The organism is Stutzerimonas stutzeri RCH2, assembly GCF_000327065.1.
Lineage (GTDB): Bacteria > Pseudomonadota > Gammaproteobacteria > Pseudomonadales > Pseudomonadaceae > Stutzerimonas > Stutzerimonas stutzeri_AE.
The window spans coordinates 4,510,185-4,527,196 of record NC_019936.1; the positions used below are offsets into that span (position 1 = coordinate 4,510,185).

General features: G+C 64.4%; 15 protein-coding genes. 10 read left to right on the forward strand and 5 right to left on the reverse strand.

All coding sequences use genetic code 11. The features are described from left to right. Window positions 1-21: 21 nt before the first annotated feature. Together PSEST_RS21040 and katE are read right to left on the reverse strand one after the other, a co-directional pair. The gene (locus PSEST_RS21040; RefSeq protein WP_015278934.1) at window positions 22-1,509 is read right to left on the reverse strand and encodes a DASS family sodium-coupled anion symporter; all 1,488 of its coding nucleotides are present in this window, start codon (window positions 1,507-1,509) and stop codon (window positions 22-24) included. Window positions 1,510-1,709: 200 nt separating this feature from the next. Continuing rightward, window positions 1,710-3,845 (reverse strand): catalase HPII, encoded by a 2,136-nt coding sequence (gene katE, locus PSEST_RS21045; RefSeq protein WP_015278935.1) that lies wholly within the window; start codon window positions 3,843-3,845, stop codon window positions 1,710-1,712. A 264-nt stretch (window positions 3,846-4,109) separates the two neighbouring features. On the opposite strand from katE, the gene PSEST_RS21050 reads away from it, so the two are divergent. From PSEST_RS21050 to PSEST_RS21060, 3 genes are read left to right on the forward strand one after another with little or no spacing between them, the layout of a single operon-like run. After that, window positions 4,110-5,117, forward strand: a complete 1,008-nt coding sequence (locus PSEST_RS21050) for a methionine ABC transporter ATP-binding protein (protein ID WP_015278936.1) — start codon at window positions 4,110-4,112, stop codon at window positions 5,115-5,117. Then, window positions 5,117-5,794 carry a methionine ABC transporter permease gene (locus PSEST_RS21055; RefSeq protein WP_014822197.1) on the forward strand — a complete coding sequence of 226 codons (678 nt, stop codon included), beginning with the start codon at window positions 5,117-5,119 and terminating at the stop codon, window positions 5,792-5,794. Before PSEST_RS21050 ends, PSEST_RS21055 begins: the two co-directional genes overlap by 1 nt. A 58-nt stretch (window positions 5,795-5,852) precedes the next feature. Further along, window positions 5,853-6,623: a MetQ/NlpA family ABC transporter substrate-binding protein gene (locus PSEST_RS21060; RefSeq protein ID WP_015278937.1), complete on the forward strand. Its 771-nt coding sequence runs from the start codon at window positions 5,853-5,855 to the stop codon at window positions 6,621-6,623. 354 nt (window positions 6,624-6,977) lie between these two features. Here the strand turns inward: PSEST_RS21060 and PSEST_RS21065 are convergent, their stop codons facing one another. Next, window positions 6,978-7,961: a zinc-dependent alcohol dehydrogenase family protein gene (locus PSEST_RS21065; protein ID WP_015278938.1), complete on the reverse strand. Its 984-nt coding sequence runs from the start codon at window positions 7,959-7,961 to the stop codon at window positions 6,978-6,980. Window positions 7,962-8,058: 97 nt separating this feature from the next. Between PSEST_RS21065 and PSEST_RS21070 the strand changes: the two genes are divergently transcribed. Next, entirely contained in the window at window positions 8,059-8,484 is a 426-nt protein-coding gene (locus tag PSEST_RS21070; RefSeq protein WP_015278939.1) for a VOC family protein, read from the forward strand. Window positions 8,485-8,490: 6 nt separating this feature from the next. On the opposite strand, the gene PSEST_RS21075 is transcribed toward PSEST_RS21070, so the two are convergent. Beyond that, entirely contained in the window at window positions 8,491-9,027 is a 537-nt protein-coding gene (locus tag PSEST_RS21075; protein WP_015278940.1) for a gamma carbonic anhydrase family protein, read from the reverse strand. A gap of 258 nt (window positions 9,028-9,285) precedes the next feature. Here PSEST_RS21075 and prlC point away from each other — a divergent pair, with 258 nt between their 5' ends. Genes prlC through PSEST_RS21090 form a run of 3 tightly spaced genes read left to right on the forward strand, consistent with a single transcriptional unit; the run spans window position 9,286 to window position 12,394 of the window. Beyond that, on the forward strand, window positions 9,286-11,337 hold the full coding sequence (prlC, locus tag PSEST_RS21080) for an oligopeptidase A (protein ID WP_015278941.1): 2,052 nt from the start codon (window positions 9,286-9,288) through the stop codon (window positions 11,335-11,337). Further along, on the forward strand, window positions 11,334-11,612 hold the full coding sequence (locus tag PSEST_RS21085; RefSeq protein ID WP_015278942.1) for a YheV family putative zinc ribbon protein: 279 nt from the start codon (window positions 11,334-11,336) through the stop codon (window positions 11,610-11,612). The genes prlC and PSEST_RS21085 overlap by 4 nt, the downstream gene beginning before the upstream one ends. A gap of 5 nt (window positions 11,613-11,617) precedes the next feature. Continuing rightward, complete coding sequence (locus tag PSEST_RS21090) at window positions 11,618-12,394, forward strand: DUF1835 domain-containing protein (RefSeq protein WP_015278943.1); 777 nt, start codon at window positions 11,618-11,620, stop codon at window positions 12,392-12,394. Window positions 12,395-12,549: 155 nt separating this feature from the next. Here PSEST_RS21090 and PSEST_RS21095 read toward each other — a convergent pair whose 3' ends face one another. Then, window positions 12,550-13,620, reverse strand: a complete 1,071-nt coding sequence (locus PSEST_RS21095) for an acyltransferase family protein (protein WP_015278944.1) — start codon at window positions 13,618-13,620, stop codon at window positions 12,550-12,552. Window positions 13,621-13,918: 298 nt separating this feature from the next. Here PSEST_RS21095 and PSEST_RS21100 point away from each other — a divergent pair, with 298 nt between their 5' ends. The 3 genes from PSEST_RS21100 to coxB all read left to right on the forward strand — a co-directional run bounded on the left by PSEST_RS21100 (window position 13,919) and on the right by coxB (window position 17,012). Then, entirely contained in the window at window positions 13,919-14,983 is a 1,065-nt protein-coding gene (locus PSEST_RS21100; RefSeq protein ID WP_015278945.1) for a PA0069 family radical SAM protein, read from the forward strand. A gap of 432 nt (window positions 14,984-15,415) precedes the next feature. Next, complete coding sequence (locus PSEST_RS21105; RefSeq protein WP_305119417.1) at window positions 15,416-15,646, forward strand: hypothetical protein; 231 nt, start codon at window positions 15,416-15,418, stop codon at window positions 15,644-15,646. Window positions 15,647-15,878: 232 nt separating this feature from the next. Beyond that, on the forward strand, window positions 15,879-17,012 hold the full coding sequence (coxB, locus tag PSEST_RS21110; RefSeq protein ID WP_015278947.1) for a cytochrome c oxidase subunit II: 1,134 nt from the start codon (window positions 15,879-15,881) through the stop codon (window positions 17,010-17,012).

Sequence of the window (17,012 nt, forward strand, 5' to 3'; positions counted from 1 at the left end):
CCTCGTATGCTGGCAGCGCGCTCAGATCCAGCCCAGCCAGCGCCACCAGGTCACAGCGAACAGCAGCATGCTCAGATAACCGATCAGCGTCACCAGCACGCCGACCTTGGCGAACTGCCGCGCGCTGAAGGTTTCGGTGCCCAAGCAGACCATGTTCTGCGGTGCGTTGATCGGCAGGATGAAACCGTAACTGACGACGAAGCCGAGCAGCATGGTCATCCCCAGCCGGCTGAAGTCCCCTGGCAGGCTGAGCAACACCGAGATCAGGATCGGCAGCATGGCCGAGGTCAGCGCCGTGGCACTGGCAAAGCCCAGATGGATCACGATGAGAAAGGCGCCGAGGATGGCGAAGATGCCCAGCGGCCCCACCACGCCAAGCCCGGTGTGGGCGACCACCTGCGCGCCGAGCCACTGTCCGGCCTGGGTCGTGAGCAATACCGTGCCGAGGCTGATCCCGACGCCGAAGACGATCACCGTGCCCCAGGGCACTCGCGTCTGAACCTCCTTCCAGTTCATCACGCCGATGCGCGGCAGCATCAGGATCACCAGGCCGGCATAGGTGGTACTGGTGGTGTCGAAGCTGTGCAACTTGCCCTCGGTGGCCCAGCACAGCAACAGCCCGATGGACACGGCGAGCAGGCGCTTCTGCGCCGAGGTCATCGGCCCGAGTTCGGCGAGCGAGCGCGCCACGGCTTCCTTGCCACCGGCTATCCGCTCGGTTTCCGGTGGCAGCAGCTTGAGCACGATGAACAGCAGCACGAAAGACATCAGCACGGCCCAAGGCGCGCCGGCGATGAGCCAGTCGATCCAGCTGACCCGCTCTCCCAGCAGCTTGTCCATGAAGCCCACCAACAGCAGGTTTTGCGCCGCGGCGGTCTGGATGCCGATGTTCCAGATGCTGGTGCCCTGGGCGACGATGATCATCATGCCCGCGGCAAAGTTGGAACGTTTGTCGATGCCGAACGCGGTGATGATGCCGAGCATGATCGGCACCACGCAGGCGGCGCGCGCCGTGGCGCTGGGTACCACCAGACTGAGCAGGACGATGACCACCAGCGTGCCGCCGAGGATATGCCGCGAACTGGTGCCGACCCTGGAGAGGGTCATCAAGGCAATGCGCCGGTCGAGCCCGGTCAGGGTCATCGCCGCAGCGATGAACAGGGCTCCGGCTACCAGCGCCAATGCAGGATTGGCGAAACCGGAAAGCCCCATGCCTATCGCCTTCGAGGTGCCGTAGACCACCTCGGGGTTCTCCAGCGTAGGCGCCGTGCCCACGAGGAACGCCAGCAGTGCGGTGATCATGATCGCGCTGACCTCGTAGGACACCGCTTCGGTGATCCACACCACCACTGCGAACACCAGGATGGCCAAGACACGCTGACCAGCCACGGGCAGATCGGCCGGCAACGGCATCAGCAGCACGCCAATCAGTGCCAGTAGGGCCACCAACAGACCGATCGGGATGCCGAGCAGACCTTGGCGAAGGACTACGTTAGGGGTATCGCTCATGGTAAGGCTCCATCCGCTGACAGACGCCTTCAGCATGGGCAAGCCAGACCACCACAACCATGACCTGCGTCTATTGCGGGCCTTTGCGGCGAGTTAACCAAGTAAAAAAAGCAGAACGCCGGCATGCGCCGGCGTTCTGTGCTCGATGACTCGCCGCCAGGTTCAAGCGGGCTGGTGCTCGCTCGAACCTCGCGCAAACCTCAAGCGGGGATGGCCTCCGCGGCGGCCTCGCGCGCCCAGACGCGATGCTGACCGAGTGCCTGGGCAAAGTTGCCAAACACCCCAGCCACGTCATCGCCTTCCAGCAGACCGGCGTCGGGTTGCAGACCGAGCGATGCCAACAGCGGACGCGCCGCGCCGAGCACTACGATGGGTTTCAGGTGCTTGTAGGCCTCCAGCACGTAGTGCTTGGCCTCGCCGGATTTGGCCATGGCCGCCGCCGCATCGGCGCCGCCGGGGACGAACACGGCGTCGAACATCACCGAAGGCATGCCATCCATCGCCGCGTCGACGACGAGCATCTGCCCCTCGGCGGTCTTCACCGGCGCGGGTGACGGACCGATGATCTTGGCCAGCGCCCCCTCCGAAGCCAGTTTGGCCTTGAACGCATCGATCGCCGCACCATCGACGCCGTTGGCTACCAGAATCGCCACCTTGCGCGACTTGATGTTGCCGGGCGCGTGGTTCATCAGGCTCAGTGCCGGCGAGCTTTGCACGCTGGACGCCTTGGTGGTGACGGTCGGTGCGCTCGGCGCCGGCAGCCCCAGGTTTTCGGCGACGCGGCGGGCCAGCTCCAAATCGATATTGGCGAGGATCTCGTTGACCTGGCGCTCGCGGATGAACACCCGCTCGACTTTGCCCAGCTCGAAGGTATAGGCGCCGACGATGTGCTCCTTCTCCGGACCGCTCATGCTGTTCCAGAACAGCGTGGCCTGGGAGAAGTGGTCGCCGAAGGATTCGCTGCGGTTGCGGATCTTGTGACCCTCGACCCGCTCCGGATAGCTCTCGAAGCCACCACCCTGAGCTGCTGGCGGGGTTTCCTTGGGCCAGCCACTGTCGATCGAGTTGGGCTCGTAGTTGGCGCGGCCCTTGTGGATGGTCTGGCGATGGAAAGCGTCGCGCTGGTTGTTGTGGAACGGACAGACCGGGCGGTTGATCGGGATCTCGTGGAAGTTCGGCCCACCGAGACGCAGCAGCTGGGTGTCGGTGTAGGAGAACAGCCGGCCCTGCAGCAGCGGGTCGTTGGTGAAGTCGATGCCCGGCACGATATGGCCAATGTGGAAGGCGGCCTGCTCGGTTTCGGCGAAGAAGTTGTCCGGGTTGCGGTTGAGGGTCATCTTGCCGAGCTTCTGCACCGGCACCAGCTCCTCGGGAATGAGCTTGGTTGGGTCGAGCAGGTCGAAATCGAATTTGTGCTCGTCGGCCTCTTCCACCACCTGCACGCCCAGCTCCCACTCGAAGTAGTCGCCCATCTCGATGGACTCCCACATGTCGCGGCGGTTGAAGTCCGGGTCCTTGCCGGCGATCTTCAGCGTCTCGTCCCAGACCAGCGAGAAGGCGCCGGCGACCGGCTTCCAGTGGAACTTGACGAAGCGGCTGACGCCCTCGGCGTTGATAAGGCGGAACGTATGCACGCCAAAGCCTTCCATCGCCCGGAAGCTGCGCGGCAGGGCGCGGTCGGACATGGTCCAGAGCACCATGTGCGCGGATTCCGGAGTCAGCGAGACGAAGTCCCAGAAGCTGTCGTGAGCCGATTGCGCCTGCGGGATTTCGTTGTGCGGCTCGGGTTTGACCGCATGCACGAAGTCCGGAAACTTGATCGCATCCTGGATGAAGAACACCGGCATGTTGTTGCCGACCAGGTCGAAGTTGCCCTCGTCGGTGTAGAACTTGGTGGCGAAGCCGCGCACGTCGCGCACGGTGTCGGCCGAGCCGCGCGAGCCCTGCACGGTGGAGAAGCGCGTGAAGACCGGGGTTTCCTTGCCTTCGGCGGCGAGGAACGAGGCCTTGGTCAGCCAGCTGTGGTCGGCGTAGCTGACGAACACACCGTGCGCCGCCGAACCGCGCGCATGCACGATGCGCTCGGGGATGCGCTCGTGGTCGAAGTGGGTGAGCTTCTCGCGCATGATGAAGTCTTCGAGCAGCGAGGGCCCACGGTCGCCGGCCTTGAGGGTGTTCTGGTTGTCGGCGATCTTCACGCCCTGGTTGGTGCGCAACGCCGCGCCGGTGGCGTCGCTGCGAAATTCTTCCAGTTGGTCGAGCTTGGCGTTGTGATTGGCACGGTCGACGGTATCGGTGCCGGCCAGCTCGCTCTGTTTAGGGGTCTTTTCGGTCATGATGGGCCTCCATTAGCGGTGAGCTGAACCGCGAACGATCGGGCCACGGTCTGGACCTGATGCGTGATCAATTCACGGCGTACCGGTTAGTGACCCCCATAGCGGCTACATGGTTGCCGGCCGAACCGATTTGCTTTGGCTATAAGCCCGATGGATTTGCTCAATCGAAGCGGCACAGACAAGCGACCTCGCCGGCAAACGGGTAGAATGCCCGGCTTTCGCCGAATATCCCGGCAACGAACGCCGCACCCACAAGGTTCGCCCGTGATCGAATTCCATCAAGTCCACAAAACCTATCGGACCGGCGGCAGAGACGTCCCCGCCCTGCAGCCGACGCAGCTGGAGATCGCCTCCGGTGAAGTCTTCGGCCTGATCGGCCACTCCGGCGCCGGCAAGAGCACGCTGCTGCGCCTGATCAACCGCCTCGAGGAACCCTCCGGCGGGCGCATCCTGGTCAACGGCGAAGATGTCACCGCGCTGGATGCCGATGGCCTGCGGCGCTTCCGCCAGCGCGTCGGGATGATCTTCCAGCACTTCAACCTGCTGATGTCCAAGACCGTGGCGGACAACGTCGCCATGCCGCTGCGCCTTGCCGGCATCCGCTCGCGCCGCGAGATCGACGCCCGCGTCGCCGCCCTGCTCGAGCGCGTCGGCCTCAAGGAGCACGCGCGCAAATATCCGGCGCAGCTCTCCGGCGGGCAGAAGCAGCGCGTCGGTATCGCCCGTGCGCTGGCCACGGAGCCGAGCATCCTGCTCTGCGACGAGGCCACCAGCGCCCTCGACCCACAGACCACCGCCTCGGTGCTGCAGCTGCTGGCCGAGATCAATCGCGAACTGAAGCTGACCATCGTGCTGATCACCCACGAGATGGACGTGATCCGTCGCGTCTGCGACCGCGTGGCGGTAATGGATGCCGGTGCCATCGTCGAACAGGGTCCGGTCACCGAGGTGTTCCTGCATCCCAAGCACCCGACCACCCAGCGCTTCGTGCTGGAAGACGAAGCCATGGACGAGAGCGAACTGCACGACGATTTCGCCCACGTGCCGGGCCGCATCCTGCGCCTGACCTTCCAGGGCGACTCCACCTACAAGCCGCTGCTGGGCACCGTCGCCCGCGAGACCGGGGTCGACTACAGCATCCTGTCCGGGCGCATCGACCGCATCAAGGACACGCCCTACGGCCAGCTCACCCTGGCGCTGATCGGCGGTGACATGACTGCAGCAATGACCCGTCTGCAGGCGGCGGACGTGCATGTGGAGGTGCTGCGCTGATGGAAGCCTTGTTTAGCTCCCTGTTGGGCAATGTCGACTGGTACGAGATCTGGCTGGCCACGCTGGACACCCTGCTGATGCTCGGCGGCTCGCTGCTGTTCACCATCCTGCTCGGCCTGCCGCTGGGCGTGCTGCTGTTTCTCTGCGGCCCGCGTCAGCTGTTCGAAAATGCCCCGCTGTATGCCGCGCTGTCCTTCGTGGTCAATGTGCTGCGCTCGCTGCCGTTCATCATTCTGCTGATCGTGATGATTCCGTTCACCGTGCTGATCACCGGCACCTCGCTGGGCGTCGCTGGGGCGATTCCACCGCTGGTGGTGGGCGCCGCGCCGTTCTTCGCCCGCCTGGTGGAAACCGCGCTGCGCGAAGTAGACCGCGGCATCATCGAGGCGACCCAGGCCATGGGTGCGACGACGCGGCAGATCATCTTCAGCGCATTGCTGCCGGAAGCGCGTCCGGGCATCATCGCCGCCATTACCGTCACCGCCATCACCTTGGTGTCCTACACCGCGATGGCCGGTGTAGTGGGTGCCGGCGGCCTCGGCGACCTGGCCATCCGCTTCGGCTACCAGCGTTTCCAGACCGACGTGATGGTCGTCACCGTGGTCCTGCTGCTGGTGCTGGTGCAGGTGCTGCAAAGCGTCGGCGACAGGCTGGTCACCCACTTTTCGCGCAAATAAACCGCAACCAGGGCGAGCGAACCTTCGCACCCCGCTCAACTCCTGAAGGAACCGAACGATGAAGAAACTGATTGTCGCCCTGGCCGCCGTTGCCGCGTTTTCCGCGCAGGCCGAAACCCTGAACGTGGCCGCTACCGCTGTGCCGCACGCCGAGCTGCTGGAGTTCGTCAAACCGCAACTCGCCGAGCAGGGCGTGACGCTGAACGTCAAGGTCTTCACCGACTACGTGCAGCCGAACATCCAGGTCGCCGAGAAGCGCCTGGACGCCAACTTCTTCCAGCACCAGCCGTACCTGGATGAGTTCAACAAGGGCAAGGGCACCGATCTGGTCAGCGTCGCCGGCGTGCATATCGAGCCCTTCGGTGCCTATTCCAGCAAGCACAAGTCGGTGGAGGCGCTGCCCAATGGCGCCAATGTGGTCATCCCCAACGACGCCACCAACGGCGGCCGCGCCCTGCTGCTGCTGGCCAAGGCCGGCGTGATCAGCCTCAAGGATGGCGCCGGCATCACCGCCACGCCGAAGGACATCGCCGACAACCCCAAGCGCATCAAGGTGCGTGAGCTGGAAGCCGCGACCCTGCCGCGCGTACTGACCCAGGTCGACCTGGCGCTGATCAACACCAACTACGCGCTGGAAGCCAAGCTGAACCCGACCCAGGATGCCCTGGTCATCGAAGGCAGCGACTCGCCCTACGTGAACATCCTGGTTGCCCGTCCGGACAACAAGGACAGCGACGCCATGCAGAAACTGGCCGCCGCGCTGCACAGCGAAGAAGTGCGCAAGTTCATCGAGGAAAAGTACAAGGGTGCCGTGGTTCCGGCCTTCTGACCGTGACCGCTCCGCTCTGAAGAAACCCCGCCTCGGCGGGGTTTTTCGTTTTCGCTGCGCTGGTACGGGTGCCTCCGGCCACAATCCCGCAAATTTGCTGCGTAGACCCCGGCGAATGATTTCGATGGATGGCCACCCGTGGATCGCCACCCGGTGGATCGATGAAGCGCGATCCACCCTACGGCCGAGCCACTTCGTTACGTAGGGTGGATGTCGTCATTTACATCCACCGCGGCGCCGCTCAGCGATGGCCAGCCGGTGGAGGCCACGCCGTATATCGATAAAGCGCGATCCACCCTACGTCCGAATCAGATCAGAACGCGGGCCGCTGATATGTCTCGCGCAGCATGCTCTTCACGGCACCAGCACCGCAGCACCCTGAAAGCGCCCATGGCGCAGGTCATCCAGCGCCTGGTTGGCCTGTTCCAGCGGGTAGGCATGGGTCTCGGTATGGATGCCGACCTGGGCGGCGACCGGGAAGAACTCCAGGCCGTCCTGGCGGGTCAGGTTGGCCACCGAGACCAGTTCGCGCTCCTGCCAGAGGATGTCGTAGGGGAAGCTCGGAATATCACTCATGTGGATGCCGGCGCAGACCACCCGGCCGCCCTTGCGCACGGCTCGCAGCGCCGCCGGCACCAGCTCACCGGCCGGTGCATAGATGATCGCCGCATCCAGCGGCACCGGTGGCAGCTCCCCTGAATCCCCGGCCCAAACCGCACCCAGCGAACGGGCGAAGTCCTGCGCGGCCACATCGCCCGGGCGGCTGAAGGCGTAGACATCACGCCCCTGCCAGCGCGCCACCTGCATGACGATATGCGCCGCGGCGCCGAAGCCGTACAGCCCGAGACGCTTGCCGTCGCCGGCCTTGACCAATGAGCGCCAGCCGATCAGCCCGGCGCAGAGCAGCGGCGCCAGTGCCACGGCATCGCCTTGCTCGCCAAGGTCGAAGGCGAAGCGCGCGTCGGCCACCACGTATTCGGCATAGCCGCCGGGCCGGGTGTAACCAGTGAACTGCGGCGCGTCGCAGAGGTTTTCCTCGGCGTGCTGGCAGTAGCTGCAGGTGCCGCAGGTATGCCCGAGCCAGGGAATGCCGACCCGCTGGCCCAGCTCGAAACCGCTGACGCCTTCGCCCAGCGCATCGACGCGGCCAACGATTTCGTGGCCGGGAATGATCGGCAGCGGCGCCGCCGGCAGCTCGCCATCCACCACGTGCAGGTCGGTGCGACAGACGCCGCAGGCCAGCACTCTGACCCGCAGCTCCCCAGGGCCGGGTTGCGGCTCGGGAATGTCACGCAAGTGCAGCGGTTCGCCCGTTATTTCCAGCAACATGGCACGCATCGACGGCTCTCCTTTCGTCTCCGGTCTGCTGCAGGGTAGGCCGATCGGCGAAAAAAGGCTCTAGACTCGAAGCGTCCCATGCCCAGGAGTGCCACCTATGACGCTTTCGCCCTTTCATCTCGCCATTCCCGTCTACGACCTGGCCGCCGCGCGCGCCTTCTATGGCGAGGCGTTCGGCTGCGCCGAGGGCCGCAGCAGCGAGCACTGGGTGGATTTCGATTTCTTCGGTCACCAGCTAGTGATCCACGAAGCACCGAAGATGCCGCATCAGGAAGCAGCCCACAGCAACCCGGTGGATGGCCACGACGTACCGGTGCCACATTTCGGCGTGGTGCTTGGCTGGGAGCAATGGGAGGCGCTGGCCGAGCGGCTGCAGGCGCGGGGCACGCGCTTCGTCATCGAGCCCTACGTGCGCTTCCAGGGCCAGGTCGGCGAACAGGCGACCATGTTCCTGCTCGACCCCTGCGGCAATGCGCTGGAGTTCAAGGCGTTCAAGGACATGAGTCAGCTGTTCGCCAAGTGAGCAGGATCAGCCGCGCTCAGCGATGTGCTGATCCTTGAGCTTCACGTAGTTGCCGGCGGTGTAACTGAAGAAGCTGCGCTCTTTTTCGGTCAGCGGACGGGCCTGCTTTACCGGGCTGCCAACGTAGAGATAGCCGCTTTCCAACGTCTTGCCCGGCGGCACCAGGCTGCCGGCACCGATGATCACTTCGTCCTCGACCACCACGCCGTCCATCACGATCGAACCCATGCCCACCAGAATGCGATTGCCCAAGGTGCAACCGTGCAGCGTGACCTTGTGCCCGACGGTGACTTCGTCGCCGATGGTCAGCGGAAAGCCGCCCGGGTTGTACGGCCCGGCATGGGTGATGTGCAGCACGCTGCCGTCCTGAACACTCGAGCGCGCGCCGATGCGGATGCGGTGCATGTCGCCGCGGATCACCGTCAGCGGCCAAACCGAGCTGTCGGCGCCGATCTCGATATCGCCGATAAGCACCGCGGAGTCGTCGACGAACACGCGCTCGCCCAGTGTCGGAGTGCTGTTTTGGAAGCTGCGTATCGCCACGATAGAAACCTCTTTGGCTGCGGGAAGGGCCGATTGTAATTAAGATGGCCGCCATTGCCGCTGCGGACCAATGCTGAGCAGCATGCCGCCTGCCGTGGTCAGAGTTAACTACCGGCTGCTTGCCCGGCGGCCCGTTTCGTCGCCCGGCGTTGAAAAAGCGCGGCAGCGCGTCCATCTAGGACATCTGCCTGCGCGCTGGCCTGTCCAGCCTCGCTCCAGTGAGCGGCCTGCAATCCTCTTCGTCACAAGGTGTCCCCCGTGAGCGCGAACAATCCCCTGCTGCAAGATTTCGACCTGCCGCCCTACTCCGAGATTCGCCCGGAGCACGTCGAGCCGGCCATCGACACCATCCTCGGTGACAACCGCGTGGCGATCCAGGAACTGCTTAGCCGCCCGGCCGACAGCCTCGACTGGCAGACCCTGGTGGTCGGCCTCGACGAACTGAACGATCGCCTCGCGCGCGCCTGGGGGCCGGTCAGCCACCTCAACTCCGTGTGCAACAGCCCGGAGCTGCGTACCGCCTATGAGGCCTGCCTGCCCAAGCTGTCGGCCTACTACACCGAACTCGGACAGAACCGCGCGCTGTTCGAGGCCTACCAGGCATTGGCCGCGAGCCCCGCGGCGGCTGGCTTCGAGGTGGCGCAGAAGACCATCCTTGAGCATTCGCTGCGTGACTTCCGCCTGTCCGGCATCGACCTGCCGCCGGTCGAGCAGCAACGCTTCGGCGCCATCCAGATGAAGCTCGCCGAACTCGGCAGCAAGTTCTCCAACCAGCTGCTGGACGCCACCCAGGGCTGGACCCGGCACATCACCGACGAAAGCCTGCTGGCCGGCATCACCGACTCGGCCAAGGCGCAGATGGCCGAGGCAGCCAAGGCGAAGGATCTGGACGGCTGGCTGATCACCCTGGAATTCCCCAGCTACTACGCGGTGATGACCTACGCCGACAACCGCGACCTGCGCGAGGAGGTCTACGCCGCCTACTGCACCCGCGCCTCGGACCAGGGCCCGAATGCCGGGCAGTTCGACAACGGCCCGGTAATGGCCGAGATCCTCGAGCTGCGCCACGAGCTGGCCGGGCTACTCGGCTACGGCAACTTCGCCGAGCTGTCGCTGGCGACCAAGATGGCCGAATCCACCGAGCAGGTGCTGAGCTTCCTGCGTGACCTGGCGGTGCGCAGCAAGCCGTTCGCCGAGCGCGACCTGGCCGAACTGCGCGCCTTCGCCGCCGAGCAGGGCCTAGACGATCTGCAGAGCTGGGACCTCGGTTACTACGCCGAGAAGCTGCGCCAGCAGCGCTACAGCCTGAACCAGGAAGAGCTGCGCGCCTACTTCCCGATCGACAAGGTGCTGTCCGGGCTGTTCTGCATCGTCCAGCGCCTGTACGGCATCGATATCCACGAGCTGGAGCAGTTCGACGGCTGGCATCCCGAGGTGCGCCTGTTCGAGATCAGCGAGAACGGCCAGCACGTTGGGCGCTTCTTCTTCGACCTCTACGCGCGGCCGAACAAGCGCGGTGGCGCCTGGATGGACGGCGCCCGCGACAAGCGCCGCACCGCCCTCGGCACCCTGCAGACGCCAGTGGCCAACCTGGTCTGCAACTTCACCCCGCCGGTGGGTGAGCGCCCGGCGCTGCTGACCCACGATGAAGTCACCACGCTGTTCCACGAATTCGGCCATGGCCTGCATCACCTGCTGACCCAGGTCGAACATGCCGGTGCCTCGGGCATCAATGGCGTGGCCTGGGACGCGGTGGAGCTGCCGAGCCAGTTCATGGAGAACTGGTGCTGGGATCCCGAAGGCCTGGCGCACATCTCCGGTCATTACCAGACCGGCGAGCGCCTGCCGCAGGACAAGCTGGACATGATGTTGGCGGCGAAGAACTTCCAGTCCGGCATGATGATGGCGCGCCAGCTGGAGTTCTCCCTGTTCGACTTCGAACTGCACGCCACCCACGGCGACGGCCGCAGTGTGCTGCAGGTGCTCGAACACATCCGCGACGAGGTCTCGGTGATGCGCCCGCCGGCCTACAACCGTTTCCCCAACAGCTTCGCGCACATCTTCTCCGGCGGTTACGCGGCCGGTTACTACAGCTACAAGTGGGCCGAAGTGCTGTCGTCCGATGCCTTCTCGCGCTTCGAGGAAGAAGGCGTGTTCAACTCCGAGACCGGGCGCGCCTTCCGCGAGGCGATTCTCGCCCGTGGCGGCTCGCAGGAGCCGATGGTACTGTTCGTCGATTTCCGAGGCCGCGAGCCGTCCATCGACGCCCTGCTGCGCCACCTCGGGCTGGTAGCGGAGGCTGCGGCATGAGCAACGAAGTATCCCGAGTCACTCCCAAACGCTTCATCGCCGGGGCCGTGTGCCCCGCGTGCAGCGGCACGGACTGCATCAAGATGTGGGACGTCGACGGCGTGCCGCATCGCGAGTGCGTGATCTGCGGCTACGCCGATACCCTCAACGCCCAGGGCATCTCGGTACCCATGGAGCTCGGCACGCGGGTCAACAAGGTCCAGCCCAAGCCGGCCGACCCGCAGGTGCAGTCGGTGCAGTTTTTCCCTAATCCGAAGTTGAAGAAGCCGGAATAGCCGCCGTGCTGCACCTGACCTGCGGCGATCTGGCTGGCGACAGCGTGCGTGCGCTGCTGGCCGAGCATGAGCCCCAAGCGCAGGTGCGGGTGTTACGCGATGACCTAGCCGTCGGACCACTGATTGACGTGGATCGTGCGCCTTGCGCTGCTCGCGCAGCCTTCTGGGAGCGGGTGTGGCCCGCTGAGGTGACTCCGCGCCCGGCCCTCGCCAACGATCTGGCGGCTGATGCACTCTGGCTGGCCGAGCTATCCAACCACGCCCAGGCCGTGACCGTCTGGCACGGCGACAGTGCATCCGAGCAGCTACTGCTGGCTCGAGTCGCCGCGGCGCTGCAGGGCTCAAGCTGCATGCTGAACGAAGTTGCCTGTGGTACGGGCGACAGTAGCGTCAGCCGGCGCAAGGCCGTGTCCATGCATTCGCCCGAAGCGCTGGCCGAGCTGTATAAGCCGCAGGCTATTTCGGCATCGCGCCGAGGCGAGCTCGCGGTGGCCTGGCATCAGCAATGCGCCAGCCCGTATGACATTCGGCGCTGGCGCGATGGGACTTTTCAGGGTGAAGACTATCGGACAATCGATGTGGCGCTCGTCGCTGCCTGTTCCAGTGCTTTCGGTCCGCTCGCGCGTGCAATGGCCGAGGTCATGGGCCATTGCGATGGTTTCTTCGCCACCGATTTCTTTCTCTACTGGCGCGCTCGCGAGCTGGCCGCTGCTGCGCAGCTGGAATTACTGGGCGATCCCGTAGCCGGCTACCGTGACCTGCAGGTACGCCGCCTCGGCTAAAAGCTTGCTGTTCGAGGACTGGGCAGGCCTACGGCCCGCTTCGCCGCGAGGGCGCGCCTCCCACAGGTTGTGGTGTGCACATGCTGCTTTGGTGGGAGGCCCGCCCCCGGGGCGATGCTTTCAGCTTCTGGCTGTTGCGGGGTCGATATGGCCTTTCAGCCCTCGACCTTCGGCGTCGCCCGTCCCGGCTGCGGTGGCGAAGCAAACAGGCGCTTGAGCTTCATCGCTGGCGCTTCGATCAGGTGCCAGGACAGCGCAGCGAGGATCAGCGTCGGCGCGAAGGCGATCAGCGTCAGACCAAGCACTCCGACCTGCGGACCGAACAGATAGACCGTCAGCTGCTGGAACGGGAAGGCGTAGATGTACAGGCCATAGGAGAAATCGCCGTACTTGCCGAAACGCGAGATCAGCGGCAGCGGCGCGTAGGCCAGATAGAGCACCAGATACGGCAGTGCGATGAAGTACACCAGCGGGCCGATGTCGGTACGGAAGGTTGCCACCAGCGCGGCGAACAGCAGCGCCGCGATCCAGCCGCGCCAGGGGATGTCGTCCCGATAGAGGAACAGTGCCGAGCCGCTGTAGTAGAGCAGGCCGAGCTTGAAGATGTTCTTGATGAAGTAGGACTCGATGCCCAGCTTGCCCAGCAGCCAGAAATGCCCGAACGCGAGCACGGCGATCGGCAGGAAGATCAGCCGGCGCTTGAGGAAACCGGTCAGCCCGAGAATCATCACGCCGATATACATCAGCACTTCCAGCGGCAACGTCCACAGCGAGCCGTTGACCACATCCGGATAGAGGTTGCCGGTGAACACGCCAGGCAGTTCGTAGCGCGTCACCAGCAGGATGTTCTGCAGGTAGGTCCAGGTACCGTCGGCGGCCAGATAGCGACCGAGGTCGAACTGCGTGACCAGTGGCCCGATGACGAAGGCCGAGAGCAACACCGCGACGATCAGCGCCGGAAAGATGCGTAGCGCTCGCTTTATCAGAAAGCTTTTCGGACTGCTGCTGGCCAGCCACGACGAGGCGATCAGGTAGCCACTCATGACGAAGAAGACGCCGACGGCGATCGAGCCGCCCTTTTCGTACCCTGTCAGCAGAGTCAGCGGCTCGTCTTCGCGACGGCCAACCAGCGGATAGCTATGGGCGAATAGCACCAGAGCGGCGGCAAAGAAGCGCAGGAAATCGAAATTGTTTTCCCGAGCGTGAAAGGAACCGGTTGGATGCATGGTCTGCTCCTGGCGGACGGCGGTGGCTTGAACGCTGGAACGCACGGGGTCCATTCTAGTAATGCCGGATCGAGCGCTACGTCGCGCTTCGATCATCCTTGTCCTCTGCCGGCCGGCTCCATCCTGAGCATCGCCGCTCTGAGCGGCGCTACCCAATCAGCCCCTTTGTCCGAAGCATGAAGCAAATGTTCCCGGGCCACCCGACGGGCGGTAGCAAGCACCATTGCTCGGCTGGGCTGGCCCGGGGTCAAAGGACCGTTTACTGTATATCAAAACAGTAATTAGCCGACGACCTACCATGACCCATCACCCTGTCACCCCTCGCGGCCGCGGCACTGCGGTCAATCCGGACAATCGTTTTGCGCCAACGCGTAGCGAGGTCTGTGACGACGGCTGGGAGCAGGACGTGCCGCCAACCCGCGCCACTGAAGTACGCCAGGAAATCGCCAAATCAGTGCTGACGCGCAACCAGTCGCCGGACGTTGGCTTCGATCGCTCGGTAAATCCCTATCGCGGCTGCGAACATGGTTGCATCTACTGTTTCGCACGGCCGACGCACGCGTACTGGGATCTCTCGCCCGGCATCGATTTCGAAACGAAACTGATCGCCAAGACCAACCTCGCCGAGCGGCTGGAGGCCGAGCTGAGCAAGCCCGGCTACGTGCCGCAACCGATCGCGCTGGGGGTGAACACCGATGCCTATCAGCCACTCGAGCGCGAGCAGCAGCTGACGCGCCAGGCGCTGGAAGTCCTGCTGCGTTTCAAGCACCCCGTGCACATCATCACCAAGGGTTCGCTGGTGTTGCGCGATCTCGATCTGCTGGTACCGCTGGCCGAGCAGCGGCTGGTGAGCGTGTCGGTCAGCCTCACGACCCTGGACGACGAGCTCAAACGCATCATGGAGCCACGCGCGGCCTCACCGACGGCGCGCCTACGGGTATTGCGCACGCTGCACGAAGCCGGCGTGCCGGTCAGCGTGATGTGTGCGCCGATGATTCCGATGATCAACGACATGGAGCTGGAGCGGATGCTCGAAGCCGCCCGCGAAGCCGGTGCGCGCTCCGCGGGCTACGTGCTGCTGCGCCTGCCGCATGAGGTGGCCGCGCTGTTCGAAGGTTGGCTGCAGGAGCATTTTCCGCAGCGCGCCGCCCATGTCATGAGCCTGGTACGCCAGTCGCGTGGCGGCAAGGATTACGACAGCCGCTTCGGCAGTCGCATGCGCGGTGAAGGCCAGTTCGCCCAGCTGCTGGCCCAGCGTTTTCAGCTGGCCTGCAAGCGCCTGGGTTTCAACCGACGGGATCAGAACTACGGCCTGGATTGCAGTCTTTTCGCGCCGCCCGGGCAGCAGCTAAGCCTGATCTGACTCTTTGTCCGACGGTAGGGACCTAAGGTGGATGACGCGTCATCCATCCACCGTGACGCATACTGCCACGCATCGTGCTGGGGGCAGGCACGGGCTGCGCGCGGGGGCCATCAGACGCGTGGAAAATGCTTCGCAGTTTTCCACCCTACGTTCGAGCCTGTGTCGCGAGGATCCGCCGCATTCGGTGAGCGGCCCCTCGGATGGGCTGACGCGCAGTCGTACGGTGGATGGCGCTTCACCCATCCACCGCAACGCAGCCACGCAAGCGTCGCGAAAGCAGGCAGGTCCATGACTCAGGCGATTGCCGTCAGTCATCGCACCCTTCACTCAGACAAGGCGCGCCGGAACTATCCCCCGCCGCTGTCGCACCAATCCCTGTATCCCCGCACCGGAGGCAACGTGGACTGGATCGATCTTTTGCAATGGCCGGCCATGGTGGTCACGGTGATCGCCGCCTGGCTGATCGGCTCGCTACAACCTGGCCGGCGTTTCGTCGGCTTCTGCTGTTTTCTGCTAAGCAATCTGCTGTGGGTGATCTGGGGCTGGCACGCCGAGGCCTGGGCGCTGATTACGCTGCAGGTCTGCCTGGCGCTGATGAACCTGCGCGGCGTGAAGAAGAACGATGCCCCCGCACAGCCCGAGCCAGACACTCCCCGCGCTTAAATTGCGAGAGTGCGATCGCTGTCTATACTCCGAATCGTAGGCGTACCTGATTGAGTTCCGACTGCGCGTGCAAGCGTCCAGCTCAACCCCGAGCGTTTCGGTGGTCGTGCTGGGCAGAATCGGACTGATCGAAAACGTAGCTGGCATGACGGGAATGGTTTCCCCGGCCAGCCGATTTTCGGCGGTGCGATGGCGGTCGGCGGGATAACAAGAATCATAAGGGGAACCCGCAATGTCTCGACATCCATGCATCTGGATGGGGCTTGGGCTTTGGGCAATATTTGGCCAGGCTCAGGCGGCCTGGGACGTGAACATGCGCTCCGGTGCCACCGACGTCAGTCGGTCGGTGTTCGATCTGCACATGGCGATTTTCTGGATCTGCGTGGTCATCGGCGTGCTGGTGTTCGGCGTGATGATCTATTCGATGATCGCGCACCGCCGCTCCAAGCGTCAGCATTCCGCTCACTTCCATGAGAACACCCGCGTCGAGGTGCTCTGGACGGTCATCCCGCTGCTGATTCTGGTGGGTATGGCGGTCCCGGCGACGCGCACGCTGATCCACATCTACGACTCCAGCGAATCCGACGTCGACGTGCAGATCACCGGCTACCAGTGGAAGTGGCACTACAAGTATCTGGGCGAGGATGTGGAATTCTTCAGCAACCTCACCACGCCGCGCGAACAGATCAACAACCAGGCGCCCAAGGGCGAGCACTACCTGCTGGAAGTCGACGAGCCGCTGGTTATCCCTGTCGGCGCCAAGGTGCGCTTCCTGATCACCGCGGCCGACGTCATCCACTCCTGGTGGGTGCCGGATCTGGCGGTGAAAAAGGACGCCATCCCCGGCTTCATCAACGAATCCTGGACCCGCGTCGAGCAGCCCGGCATCTACCGCGGCCAGTGCACCGAGCTGTGCGGCAAGGACCACGGCTTCATGCCGGTGGTGGTAGAGGTCAAGTCGCAGGAGGACTACGCCACCTGGCTCGGCGAGAAGAAGGCAGAAGCGGCCAAGCTGGCCGAGCTGACCAGCAAGGAATGGACGCTGGAAGAGCTCAACGAGCGCGGCCAGAAGGTCTACCAGACCGCCTGTGCCTCCTGCCACCAGGCTGGCGGTGAGGGCATTCCGCCGATGTTCCCGGCACTCAAGGGCTCGGCCATCGCGACCGGCGACATTGAGGCGCACATCAACATTGTCGTCAACGGCAAGCCGGGCACCGCGATGGCGGCCTTCGGCAAGCAGCTGTCGGAAGTCGATCTGGCCGCGGTCATCACCTACGAGCGCAACGCCTGGGGCAACAAGACCGGCGACATGGTCACGCCGAAAGACGTGCTCGACTTCAAACAGGCCGAAGAAGCCACCCAGTAA

Excerpts from the sequence above, each read along its gene's own strand:
- PSEST_RS21040 (WP_015278934.1), bottom strand. The coding sequence starts at position 1,509 with ATGAGCGATACCCCTAACGTAGTCCTTCGCCAAGGTCTGCTCGGCATC.
- katE (WP_015278935.1), bottom strand. The coding sequence starts at position 3,845 with ATGACCGAAAAGACCCCTAAACAGAGCGAGCTGGCCGGCACCGATACC.
- PSEST_RS21055 (WP_014822197.1), top strand. The coding sequence starts at position 5,117 with ATGGAAGCCTTGTTTAGCTCCCTGTTGGGCAATGTCGACTGGTACGAG.
- PSEST_RS21060 (WP_015278937.1), top strand. The coding sequence starts at position 5,853 with ATGAAGAAACTGATTGTCGCCCTGGCCGCCGTTGCCGCGTTTTCCGCG.
- PSEST_RS21065 (WP_015278938.1), bottom strand. The coding sequence starts at position 7,961 with ATGCGTGCCATGTTGCTGGAAATAACGGGCGAACCGCTGCACTTGCGT.
- PSEST_RS21070 (WP_015278939.1), top strand. The coding sequence starts at position 8,059 with ATGACGCTTTCGCCCTTTCATCTCGCCATTCCCGTCTACGACCTGGCC.
- PSEST_RS21085 (WP_015278942.1), top strand. The coding sequence starts at position 11,334 with ATGAGCAACGAAGTATCCCGAGTCACTCCCAAACGCTTCATCGCCGGG.
- PSEST_RS21095 (WP_015278944.1), bottom strand. The coding sequence starts at position 13,620 with ATGCATCCAACCGGTTCCTTTCACGCTCGGGAAAACAATTTCGATTTC.
- PSEST_RS21100 (WP_015278945.1), top strand. The coding sequence starts at position 13,919 with ATGACCCATCACCCTGTCACCCCTCGCGGCCGCGGCACTGCGGTCAAT.
- PSEST_RS21105 (WP_305119417.1), top strand. The coding sequence starts at position 15,416 with ATGGTGGTCACGGTGATCGCCGCCTGGCTGATCGGCTCGCTACAACCT.
- coxB (WP_015278947.1), top strand. The coding sequence starts at position 15,879 with ATGTCTCGACATCCATGCATCTGGATGGGGCTTGGGCTTTGGGCAATA.